This window comes from Veillonella sp. CNR 79/14, from assembly GCF_003992185.1.
In the GTDB taxonomy this organism is placed as follows: Bacteria; Bacillota; Negativicutes; order Veillonellales; family Veillonellaceae; genus F0422.
The window spans coordinates 1-12,077 of record NZ_RQVH01000014.1 but is presented as its reverse complement, the minus strand read 5'-3'; the positions used below and the strand labels follow the sequence as shown (position 1 = coordinate 12,077).

The window sequence follows — 12,077 nt, the reverse complement described above, 5'->3', positions numbered from 1 at the left end:
GTATCGTGTCACTATGGATGATTCTATTGCTATTGGTAATAGCTGTCATCATAGCCATTCTATGTATTCCTATCACATATAGTCTGAAAGTAAGTTCACGCAAGCCCTATGAATTTGACTTCCGATTAGAATGGATGTACCGAGTGTTAAAGGTGCATCTCGCCTATAAGCAAGGCCATTCCTTGTTTAAGGAAGTTTATGTATTAGGGTCTATGAAAGTCGGCTCTGCCCGTGATTACGAGGATTGGTTAAATCGTAGGGTAAAAGAAGAGCTAGATCCCTTAGCGACGGACGACGAGCAAGATGATGTAGACACAAAACACGTGGAGGAAGAAAGAGATCCGTATCCATTATCTGGATATACGGGCCCAGAGCCAGTAACATCTGTACGATTTGATGCGAATGGACATGTCTTGGATCCAGTAGATTCTACATCACCACAAGAAGAAACGACGGAAGAGAAAGAAGATACAAAAGATTTACCAACATTTTGGTGGTGGAAACATGTATCAAATCCTAAACTCTATGAAGCACTGTTTATAGTTAGTAAGCAATGTGCTAGTCATGCTAGTCCTAGAGTATTCCGATTAGAAGGGGATTTTGGAATTCCTAAACCTTATGAAATGGGTCTCATTACTGCAACAGCCTATACAGTGTGTCCCAAACAAGTGGAACAAGTTAATTTCACTTATACGGAATTTGCCTATACAGGTAGTTTAGAAGTAAAAGGACATATGCAGCTAGGTGTATTTGCTTTCTATGGAACTCTATTTATAGTAAAAAAAGCAGTTAGAGAGTGTCTACTGGACAGCGTAAAAGCATTTGTACAGTATCGACGTCGTAAGCAAAGTGCAAAATAAAAACTTTCAGAAGTTGAAGAATAGTAGGAGGTCATGATGGATACTAAACTTACAAACTTAAAAGACAATTTAGAGCCTTTATTTGAGCAATTTAAAGAAATGATTCGTGTGGAAACTGTAGTGGGTGAACCTGTACAATTAGGAGACACTACGATTGTACCATTTGTTGACGTATCCCTTGGTTTAGGGGGATGCCAAAAAGCTGGCGGTGGCGGAGCGAAAGTAGAGCCAACAGCTGTACTTGTAATCAAAGGGGAACGCATTGAATTATTCAATATCAAAGGATCTGCTAAATATACTGGCTTTGATCGTTTAATCGGTATGGTTCCAGAAATTATCAGTAAATTGAAAAAAGAAGAATATGTCTATGTAAGTGAGGATAAATAATAATTAACTTATCATATGGATGTGTAGAATATATTTCATTTAGATTTCATATATATAAAGTATAGTAAGGGGGCAAGGTGATTTGCTAATTGGAAATAACTTTGCTATACTAGATAAATAGATGAAAATATTTCTCACAGGGAGGCTTATACATGAACTTAACTAAAAAGATTGCAACTTTAGGTGCACTAGCTGTAGTTGGTGCTTTCACAGTATCTAACGCTGCTAATGTAGGCGTAATTAACGAAGAAGCTATCTACACGGGCTATAATGGCTTTGGTGCTATCCAAATGCAAATTGATAAATTACGTGCTGAATACGGTCCTAAATTAGAAGGTGAATTCAAGAAACTAAATAACTTTAAAACAGATGCAGAAAAACAAGCATATTTTGATAAAAGTGTTCGTGGCATCCAAGAAAAATATAATCAAGAAGAAGCAAGTGTATTAGCTCCATTGGATAAAAAAGTAGCAGAAGCAATTCAAGCTATTGCAAAAGAAAAAAATATCGATGTATTAGTGGCTAATCCAACATCTGCTGGCGCTGTTAAAGAAGGTAACCAAGTTATCGACTTAACGCCAGATGTAGTAGCACGTATCAACAAATAAGATATAAAGAAAACCCTCAGATCGAAAGGTCTGAGGGTTATTTTTATATTGGCTTATTTATGAATTAAGTTTACAATGAACTCGCTATCTTCCACCAATGTAGCTTGGATGTAGTTGTTGCCATCGAAGTGCAATACTTCTCCTGGTGTTAAGATATGGGATTCTGTTTCGTTAAGGAATACGTTCACTTTACCTTTTACCACAGTGAAGATAACGTTAGCCTCTGGGTGATTGTGTTTTTCCACTTGATCACCAGCGACGCCGCCTTTTTTCACGATTTTGTAGTTTGGGCCATCAAAAATTAAACCTAGTTCTTGTTTTACAGTTCCTGCCATAGTAGAACCTCCTATTCTGGGGACTTTCACAGTGGTGAAAGTCAATCACTGCAGCGAATGTGCTGCCATATATAATATAAAAAGGATAAGCTACTTAGCTTTTAGCAATTGTATATACAGGAATATCACCATCAAGGTTCACGCTGAATGCAAAGTCCGGTGCTACGTGACTGACGAAGGCACTGAACCATGCTTGGAAGGCAGCGGCCATAATAATTGGATTCACGCCCGCTGTTTTCCAATAAGAAATTTGATTTTGGTGATTTCCGTACCAACTAAAGGTAGTATCGGTTTGCTCGATCACAGTATCACTTGGGTCACAAGGCATACCGTTCACATAGTAGTCTTGCATCACAGTGTAGATCGCTGGTGCTGTTTGAGCTGTCAGTTTTTCTTTCGCTTCTGTACCGCACATTGCACCTTGTTTGATAAAAGCTTCTAATACAGCGTCAATGCCATCATCGCCACCACAATCAGTTAAATCTTTGATAAAAGTAGCTTCACGAACAGAAGATGTTTGTAATTGGTTGTGTAACCAACCATGAATATTATTATGGTCGATGATACGATCCAATTGGCGATCTGGAGGAATTGGTTTTCCATACAAATCGATAGCGGTTGCATATAACTCATCTGCTAAATCGTCGAGGCGAGTGTGTGCCTCTTTTTTAATCAATTGTTCGCGTTCAGCGATAAGCTGAATTTTTTTGTATAACCAGAAATGAATGTGTCCCAGTACTGCTGACATGTTAAGCTCCTTTTCGTGCGACTTCTAATTTGGAAACAAGTTCATCCACATCCATGCCGTGAATGCTAGCGGCTTGCCATAATGGTTCCCCCGTGGAGGAAGGACAGCCTAGACAACCCATACCGATGGATTGCAACACAGGCACCGTTTGTGGATACATATCTATAATATCACGAATGATGGAATCTTTTGTAATAGCAATTTCAGATACATTGCGACCTGCATTGAGTTTTGCTACTAATTCATCGATGTCCATGCCGTGGATATTTGCCGCTTGCCATAGAGGTTCCCCTGTGGAAGAAGGACAGCCTAGGCAGCCCATTCCCATGGATTGTAAAATAGGAATCAATTCTGGATATACGTCGACGATATGACGAACGATAGTATCTTTTGTAATGAGTTGTCCAGGTGAAAGTGGAGTAGCTCCTTTGTCGTTAGCAGGTGCAGTAGCTTCTGTAAGTCCTGCATTGCCTTGACCTGGTAATTTGACCACTGGTTCAGCGGATGCTTTAGCAGCAGATGTTGGGGAATCCACTGTATCTAACACAGCAGCTCGGAATGCGTCGAGACCGATGCGGTCAATGAATTGGCCGATACGCTCGATTTGGGCATTTTCTTTGTAGTAGGCAATCATGCGATCGATGATAGTGAGTACTTCTTCTTCAGTAGCTACTTCTGTGATTAAGTCGCCTAAGCGTGGATGAGCGCCAGCACTACCACCTGCATAGATCTGCCAACCCTGATCGTTGCCGATAACGCCGATATCTTTGGTAATCGCTTCGGAGCAAGAGTTAGGACAGCCAGATACGCCAATTTTCATTTTGGACGGCATTTCTTTAGAAATGTATTTTCGTTCTAATTGCATACCCAAGTGAACACTGTCTTGTTTTGCCCGTTTACAGAATGTTGTACCAGGGCAAATTTTTACAGAACGCACACGATTGGATACAGTGTGTGCTGGTTCCATACCTAGCATTGCCCATGCTTTGTCCACATCTTCTGCATTTAGGTTGGTAATCATGATGCGTTGTGCACCTGTAATCTTTAAAGTTGCGTGGAATGTGTTTGCCACATCGATAAATTTTTGTAACATTTGTGGTTGTACGAAACCACCAGGTATGCGAGGGGTAATCGCATAGGTGCGTTTTCCATTACGGATACGCTGTAAATTGCCTGCCACTTGTGCCATGTGTATCTCCTTAGTATTGAGTAAATGTTGATAATTTTTATGTATGTCAAAGTTATGAAATATTATATATGACTAGGCGAAAGCCTATGCTCTTAGTATACTATAAGAAGTGAATCTTGTATGTAGCCGAGGCAACTGTTTTTATTCACAAATAATACACGGCTTATACACTGAAAATTTAAAGTTACACACAGAATTATCCACAAAAAGTGATTAAGTTAAGAGAAAAATAAATGTAAAATATAGTTAGTTACGTATTACACACAGAATATACACAAGATAATCACATGGTTATCCACAGTTCGGTATAATAGTTGCAATACTTAGAAGTTGCACACAGAGTATACACAAGATACCCACAGAATTATCCACAAATAGTGTATATATGGTTGGTAAAAAATATTTATAGAGTGTTTTATTTAAGTTAGTTATAGCATATTAGTATGTGGTTTAATTTATATATAAATAGTTGAAAATACATTAGCTAAATACCTTATGAAGCCCATAAGTGTTATAAGGAATTCACTATTGTATATGAAGTGATAGAAAAGAAAGATAAGGATATATATGAAAGTATTATATGAAAATGTACAGACTGCTACCTTTGTAGAGAGACCTAATCGATTTGTGGTCCATTTAGAATTACAGGGACAAATCATAGCTGCTCACTTACCGAATCCAGGTCGTATGTGGGAACTTCTTTTTGTAGGGGTGAAGATGTATGTGGTGCATCATCCAAAAGAAGGTGCGAAAACACAATATCGTGTCATCGGTATTGAACGAGAGGGTGTTCCCATTATGTTGGACACTAATTATTGTAATGACATGGCAGAGTACATGATTGAGGAACAACTGATTCCTGGATGGGAAGAATGGCGAGTGGTACGACGAGAGTACACAGTAGGTCATAGCCGCTTTGACTTATTGCTCGCTAATGATAAGGGCGAACATTTTTTACTGGAAGTAAAATCTTGTACACTATTTGGCGATCAAGGGGCGATGTTTCCTGATGCGGTGACAGAACGAGGTCGAAAGCACTTACTACATTTGCAAGAATTACAGCAAGAGGGATATCGTGCAGGTATTTTATTCTTAGTGCAATGGGGACGAGCTCTGTGGTTTTCCCCAGACTTTCACACGGATTTGGAATTTACTAAGACATTTATTGAGGTGGCACCACAATTAGATTGGAAGGCCATGGCATTACAGTGGACTTCAGATTTTCACAGGCCTACGGTGGTACGAGAGTGCCTGTACAATGATGTGGTTGTGCGCATAGAAGCGGAGGACCGAGGCGATTACCTCATGGTGTTGCAGGTGGAAGAGCCAGTGACCTTAACTATCGGAAGTAAAGGAGACATGTACTTTGAATCCGGTTATTATGTGTATGTAGGGTCAGCGAAAGCCAATTTAGAAAAACGTATTGAACGTCACAAACGGAAGCGGAAAAAGAAACATTGGCATTTAGATTATTTGCGAAGTGTTAGTACTGTCATTGCTGCGTTACCGATTCGTAGTTCCAGTGATTTAGAATGCGAATTGGCGAAGGCGATGAAGGCTATTAGCGTAGACGAGGTGAAAGGCTTTGGCTGTAGCGATTGTCATTGTGATTCACATTTATTCAAAATGGATGTGAATCCTATCCATGATGAACGATTTATGATCGAGGTGGTAGAGCAATTTCGAATGAATCGATTGAATACGATGATGTTGGACAGGTAGCTACAAAACTGTGAGAATATTTATTCAATATATACGTTCACAAGTGTTTATATTTGAGTATATTGAAATTTTTATGTAAAAAGATAGAAAAAAAGTGCATAAAATGGTATAATAATTTAGTTAATAGATTCGTTTTTAAAAATGAGGTGATACAATGGAGGAAAAGGCTTGGAGTCATGGCAAGATTGTGCCAGTCCAAATCGATAAAGAAATGCGTAGCTCCTATATCGATTACGCCATGAGCGTTATCGTTATGCGCGCCCTTCCAGATGTACGTGATGGGTTGAAACCTGTACACCGTCGTATTCTATATGCGATGCATGAAACAGGCATGACACCGTCGAAACCGTACAAAAAATCGGCTCGTATCGTCGGCGACGTACTTGGTAAATACCATCCACATGGTGATAGTTCTGTGTACGATGCAACGGTGCGTTTAGCCCAAGATTTTAATACAAGATATCCACTGGTAGATGGTCATGGTAACTTTGGTTCCATTGACGGCGACTCCGCAGCGGCTATGCGGTATACAGAAGTTCGTATGTCTCGTATTGCTACAGAAATGCTAGCAGATATCGAGAAGAAAACAGTGGACTTCATGCCGAACTATGATGAATCTTTGGAAGAACCAACCGTGCTTCCTGCAAAGATTCCAAATTTGTTGATCAATGGTTCCGCCGGCATTGCCGTTGGGATGGCAACGAACATTCCGCCTCACAACTTAGGAGAAGTGGTAGATGGTCTAGTGATGCTTATCGACGACCCAGAGGTAGATGTGAATCAACTGATGACGGCTATCAAAGGTCCAGACTTCCCAACAGGGGCGTCTATCCTTGGCCGTGAGGGCATAAAAAAAGCCTATGCCACAGGTCGCGGTAGCATCAAAATGCGTGCGAAAGCTCATATTGAGGCTATGACGAAAGGTAAACACCGTATTGTGGTCACAGAAATTCCGTACCAAGTGAATAAAGCGCGCTTAATTGCAACCATTGCAGATTTAAGCCGTGATAAAGTGGTGGACGGCATTACGGCCCTTCGTGATGAAAGTGACCGTCGTGGTCTTCGTATCGTCATCGAATTGCGTGCAGACGTACAACCAGATATTGTGTTGAATAAACTATATAAACATACACAATTACAAGATACATTTGGCGTAATTATGCTAGCATTGGTGAAAGGCCATCCAAAAGTATTGACTTTGAAAGAAGTACTAGGTCATTACCTAACGCACCGTCAAGAAGTGATCGTACGCCGTACAGAATTCGACTTGGCGAAAGCAGAAGCTCGTGCCCATGTATTGGAAGGTTTGTTGATCGCTTTAGATCACATTGATGAAGTGATTCATACTATCCGCAGTTCTCAAACTACAGATATTGCTCGTGCCGCTTTGATTGAAAAGTTTAGCCTTACAGAAATTCAAGCGAACGCTATCTTAGATATGCGGTTAGCTCGTTTAACAGGTTTGGAGCGCGAAAAAATCGAAGAAGAACATGCAGCACTGTTAATGTTGATTGCAGATTTAAAAGCAATCTTAGTCTCCGATGAACGTCAACGTGAAATTATCAAAGAAGAATTGATTGCCATGAAAGAAAAATATGGCGACAAACGCCGTAGTGAAATTACGATTGATACGTCTGACTTCGATGTAGAAGATTTAATTGCTGATGAAGAAATGGTTATCACATTAACTCGTCAAGGTTATATCAAACGCATGAACGCTAATGTGTATCGCAACCAACATAAAGGTGGCGTAGGTGTTGTGGGAATGAAAACAAAAGATGATGATTATGTAGCGCAAATTATGCATGTGCGTACACATAATACACTTTTATTCTTCACATCCACAGGTCGTGCGTACCGTTTAAAAGCCTACGAAGTGCCAGAAGCATCTAGTCGTAATTCACGTGGTACAGCCATCATTAACGTATTACCTCTTAATGTAGGGGAAACAGTGACGAACATGATCGACTTAGAACGCATCTCTAGCGATGTGAACTTGTTTATGGTCACAAAACAGGGCGTTGTAAAACGTACGGCTATTGATGAGTATCGCAATATTCGTCGCGGTGGTTTGAATGCAGTGGCATTGGATGAAGGAGATCAGTTAATCTCCGTAGGATTAACCTATGGTAACCAAGATGTATTGCTAGGTACGAAAAAAGGTATGGCTATTCGCTTCCATGAATCTGATGTACGTTTAATGAAACGAGCAGCTCGTGGTGTGAAAGGTATTAATCTCAATACTGGTGACGAAGTTGTAGGCGCTAGCATCATCCACGGCACTGGCGAAGAATGCCAAGTCTTTACTATCAGTGAAGAAGGATATGGCAAACGCAATGTGGAAAGCTCCTATACAGTACAAAAACGTGGTGGTAAAGGGACGAAAAACTTTAAAATCACGGAAAAAACTGGTGAAGTAGTGGCCGTAGAAATCGTGAATGACAACGATGAAATGATGCTTATTTCTGAACAAGGTAAAATCATTCGCTTTGATGTAAATGATATTGCGGTGAAGAAAAGTAAAGCTATTTCTGGCGTGAAAACACAGAACTTAGACGAAGGAGATAAAATTGCCTCTGTAGCGGTTATCTCTGGAGAAGATCTAAAAGAAGACGAAAGCTTGTTTTAATATCGGCTTTCTTGCCATTCTTAATTGAGTAGAAGGGAAGAGCACGACACATTCCTCCGCAAACTGATACAGTGGTTAGGTTTGCTCCGGAACATGTCGTGCTCTTCTTGCGTTTGTGGAATTTTGTCAGATAAGGGAGCAAGAAAGACCAATTCTACAATGGCGCTTTTTCTGCATTGAATTTTATCGATGAATAGCATATAATAGTAATGTTATATCATAAAATCAGAGTATTAGGAGGCGAGTCCTATTTTAGACTTTAAGCGTTTTACCTTAGAAGATAAGCCCCGTATTGATGCGTACTTTGGAGAGCATCATTATGAAGCGTCAGATAATAGTTTTACTACATTATTTATGTGGCAAGATATTTATGGCATTACTTGGGCAGAAGAAGAAGGTGTGTTATTTATTAAAGGTGGTGGAGTGACAGAATCTCCATTTATGTTACCACCGTTTGCTGGAAAAGATGCCAAGTTTGTAGATGGATTACAAATGGCGAAAGAGTGGTTCAAAGAGAACCAAATTCCATTTTTATTAAAAGGTGTTAATCCAATTATGATGGAACGGATGCAAAAGTTGTGTCCAGATTGTTATGAATTTACACCTGATCGTGATAACTTTGAATATATCTATCGTACAGAAGATATGATTACCTTAGCAGGTAAAAAGTTACGTCAAAAGAAGAACCATTTAAATCAATTCCGTATGCAATATTCTAATTATGAATATATGCCAATTGATGAGAATACAATTCCTTTATGTCGTGAAGCGGCAGAGCAATGGGTGGAAACACATCATGAAGAAGGCATTGAAGATGAACTAACAGCTATTAATTTACTCTTTGACCATTGGGATGCATTGGGTCTTGTAGGTGGTTGTATTAAATTGTTCGGACGAGTAGAGGCTTTCACCATTGGAGAAATGTTGAATGAACATATGGCGCTGATTCATATTGAGAAAGCAAATCCAACTATCCGTGGTTTATATCAAGCCATCAATAATGAATTTATTCGTCATGAGTTCGTAGATACACAGTTTATCAACCGTGAAGAAGATATGGGATTACCAGGGCTTCGCATGGCGAAAGAATCGTACAACCCAGATCATTTTGCTGAAAAATATGATGCTCGTTGTATCAAACAAGGCGCCTGTGAGGATAACGTGTAGAGAATAGTATATAATTCCTAGGGACATATGATACGTTCCTAGGAGTTTTATTTTCTTTCTGACCAAGGAATCGTTTGTTCTTGTGATGTGGCCTTGCGTTCGCTTGCTGATACTGTGCAAGACCCACGTCAAGGTATATAATGACTAGATAGTAACGGGATTGATATAGAGAATGAAAGGAGCCAATATGACCTATTTTTGGGAAGGCTTACTGATTGGGTTTGCTGTGTTGGCGCCCATAGGGATGCAGAATCTATTTATCATTAATACAGCACTGGTACAAAAGGTATCACGTATTATTACCACCATTCTAATCGTGGCATTTTTCGATCTTACCTTAAGTGTATCGGCGTTTTATGGCATTGGTGCTATCTTTGATATATGGCCTTTTTTGAAAGGCATCGTACTTCTTTTGGGTGGAGCGGTTATCTTTTACATGGGCTATACCGTGTTTAATTCAGAGCCGAATGTATCTCATGTGGATACGAATGTGACAATTTGGAATATTGTGACTACTGCCTTTGCGGTGGCATGGCTGAACCCTCAGGCACTTATTGATGTGACGATGATGTTCGGTGCTGTGAAAGCCAGCATTCCTGAGGAGTCATCCATCTATTTCTTACTGGGATACATCGTGTCTGCTTTTGCTTGGTTTGGAGCATTATCGACTATTATTCACAAATTAGCAAAGCGTATCAAAATTTCGCAACTCGTATGGATCAACCGTATCTGTGGGTTGATTTTATTCGGATATGGAGCGAAATTGTTTATAGATGGAGTATTACTGTATATATAGTAAACTTTCAGAAAAGAAGTGCATAAAGGGTCTAGCAGTAGACCCTTATTTTTTTATATAATACTAATATAAAGTATTCGGACTATTTTCAATGTACCATAACGATGGAAGAGGGATTATTTTGAAATTTAGAATAGCAAAAGATACGGACACAAAAGATGTAAAGCGTTTGTGGGCCTATTGTTTTGAGCCAGAAGGTCATCCATTTTTTAACTATTATTTTGATACTGCTTATGAACCAGAAAATACGATGGTTGGTATCGATCGTAGTTATTTGGTGAGTACCGTCCATTTACGACAAAATATTATACGTGTTCGTGGTGTGGACCTGTCTATGTCTTACATGGTGGGAGTTGCCACAGACCCTATTGTACGTCGTAGTGGGGTAGGCAAGAAATTACTGAAATCAGCATTAGGAGAATTAAAACAACGTGGACAAGGAGTCACTATTTTAATGCCATCGTATGCTGGGTTTTACCAAAAATATGGATGGGATTTATACGCTCATCAATGGGTACAAACAATGAAGCTAGATAATTTGGCCCCACTAGTAGAAACTACAGATAAAACGATGTCCTTTGGGATGTTACGGTCTCCACGGGAGTGGAAACGTTTAGCAGGAGTATATGAGACATATACCAAACCATTATCTGGCTATGCTGTGCGTAAAGAAAAGGAATGGGTTCGCTTATTAGAATCTATTTTTGCAGAAGGCGTGCAAGTAGGGTATGTGAAAAATGATTCTGGACAATTAGAGGGTTATTGTTTTTATCGCTTAGGGGAACCTGAGATTGCTGTGACAGAATTTGTGTATACTACGCGTCGTGCGCAAAAAGCGTTGATGAACTTCTTGTACAATCATCGCTCTCAAGGTGATAGTGTACGGTGGAATGAAGGTATGCTGGATCAAGGTTATATCTTTCATCCTAATGGAAAAGTAGGACACAGTACTATGCCATTTATGATGAGTCGTATTGTAGATGTCAAATTAGCTATGGAAAGTATTCCTGTACCAGTAGCATTGGAAGGGGCTATTCAGTTCGGTGTGAAAGATCCATTATGTGAGTGGAACCATGGTACCTATGTAGTGTCTTATAAAGAAGGCAAGGCGCAAGTAGTAAAACATAAAGAGCATGTAGATATTAATGCTAAATTAGTATTCTCTGTAGGTGCTTTGAGCTTACTTCTCATGGGTCGTATGAGTGCTACAGAACTTGCTTTTGAAGAAAAATTAGAAGGACCAGATGATATATTAGAAGTATTGAATCGGGCCTACCCAAGACAAAATACATATATTAATGAATGGTGGTAAGAATATAGAAAAGCGAACCTTTAGAAAAGAGGTTCGCTTTTTGTTAAATATTTGTATATTAGTATGTTATAATACAGGTATAGTTCGTTAAAATGAACTATTTAATAGAAATAACGATACTTTATATTGAAATTAATGACATATATCAACGAATAGGATACGGAGGAATAGTATGTCAAGATTATGCTATAAAAAGTTGTTCAAGAAGCTTATAGATGTAGATATGAAAAATATAGAACTTATGGAAAAAGCAAAGGTTAGTAAAAGTACTTTTTATAAACTTAAAAACGGCGATAATGTTACAACAGATGTTTTAGTTAGAAT

General features: G+C 39.2%; 12 protein-coding genes. 9 read left to right on the top strand and 3 right to left on the bottom strand.

What is annotated here, in order from left to right:
• Positions 1-5 precede the first annotated feature (5 nt).
• The 3 genes from EO119_RS05725 to EO119_RS05715 all read left to right on the top strand — a co-directional run bounded on the left by EO119_RS05725 (position 6) and on the right by EO119_RS05715 (position 1,855).
• On the top strand, positions 6-860 hold the full coding sequence (locus tag EO119_RS05725) for a hypothetical protein (protein WP_126940985.1): 855 nt from the start codon (positions 6-8) through the stop codon (positions 858-860).
• 36 nt (positions 861-896) lie between these two features.
• On the top strand, positions 897-1,247 hold the full coding sequence (locus EO119_RS05720; RefSeq protein ID WP_009353763.1) for a GerW family sporulation protein: 351 nt from the start codon (positions 897-899) through the stop codon (positions 1,245-1,247).
• 152 nt (positions 1,248-1,399) lie between these two features.
• Positions 1,400-1,855: an OmpH family outer membrane protein gene (locus tag EO119_RS05715; protein ID WP_009353765.1), complete on the top strand. Its 456-nt coding sequence runs from the start codon at positions 1,400-1,402 to the stop codon at positions 1,853-1,855.
• A 53-nt stretch (positions 1,856-1,908) separates the two neighbouring features.
• Here EO119_RS05715 and EO119_RS05710 read toward each other — a convergent pair whose 3' ends face one another.
• The 3 genes from EO119_RS05710 to EO119_RS05700 all read right to left on the bottom strand — a co-directional run bounded on the left by EO119_RS05710 (position 1,909) and on the right by EO119_RS05700 (position 4,127).
• Positions 1,909-2,190: a Cro/Cl family transcriptional regulator gene (locus EO119_RS05710; protein WP_009353764.1), complete on the bottom strand. Its 282-nt coding sequence runs from the start codon at positions 2,188-2,190 to the stop codon at positions 1,909-1,911.
• A 94-nt stretch (positions 2,191-2,284) separates the two neighbouring features.
• Positions 2,285-2,938, bottom strand: a complete 654-nt coding sequence (locus EO119_RS05705; RefSeq protein WP_009353762.1) for a hypothetical protein — start codon at positions 2,936-2,938, stop codon at positions 2,285-2,287.
• Between the two features lies 1 nt (position 2,939).
• A complete protein-coding gene (locus tag EO119_RS05700; protein ID WP_126940984.1) occupies positions 2,940-4,127 on the bottom strand; it encodes a DUF1858 domain-containing protein in 1,188 nt (395 codons plus the stop codon).
• A gap of 567 nt (positions 4,128-4,694) precedes the next feature.
• Here EO119_RS05700 and sfsA point away from each other — a divergent pair.
• The 6 genes from sfsA to EO119_RS05670 form a co-directional block, all read left to right on the top strand.
• Positions 4,695-5,849, top strand: a complete 1,155-nt coding sequence (sfsA, locus tag EO119_RS05695) for a DNA/RNA nuclease SfsA (protein WP_126940983.1) — start codon at positions 4,695-4,697, stop codon at positions 5,847-5,849.
• 154 nt (positions 5,850-6,003) lie between these two features.
• Positions 6,004-8,478: a DNA gyrase subunit A gene (gyrA, locus tag EO119_RS05690; RefSeq protein ID WP_126940982.1), complete on the top strand. Its 2,475-nt coding sequence runs from the start codon at positions 6,004-6,006 to the stop codon at positions 8,476-8,478.
• Between the two features lie 249 nt (positions 8,479-8,727).
• Positions 8,728-9,645 carry a DUF2156 domain-containing protein gene (locus EO119_RS05685; protein WP_052847073.1) on the top strand — a complete coding sequence of 306 codons (918 nt, stop codon included), beginning with the start codon at positions 8,728-8,730 and terminating at the stop codon, positions 9,643-9,645.
• Between the two features lie 187 nt (positions 9,646-9,832).
• Positions 9,833-10,441 carry a LysE/ArgO family amino acid transporter gene (locus EO119_RS05680; RefSeq protein ID WP_126940981.1) on the top strand — a complete coding sequence of 203 codons (609 nt, stop codon included), beginning with the start codon at positions 9,833-9,835 and terminating at the stop codon, positions 10,439-10,441.
• 121 nt (positions 10,442-10,562) lie between these two features.
• Positions 10,563-11,753: an enhanced intracellular survival protein Eis gene (gene eis / locus EO119_RS05675; protein ID WP_126940980.1), complete on the top strand. Its 1,191-nt coding sequence runs from the start codon at positions 10,563-10,565 to the stop codon at positions 11,751-11,753.
• A 172-nt stretch (positions 11,754-11,925) separates the two neighbouring features.
• On the top strand, positions 11,926-12,077 hold a 152-nt coding region (locus EO119_RS05670), incomplete at its 3' end, for a helix-turn-helix domain-containing protein (RefSeq protein ID WP_126940979.1).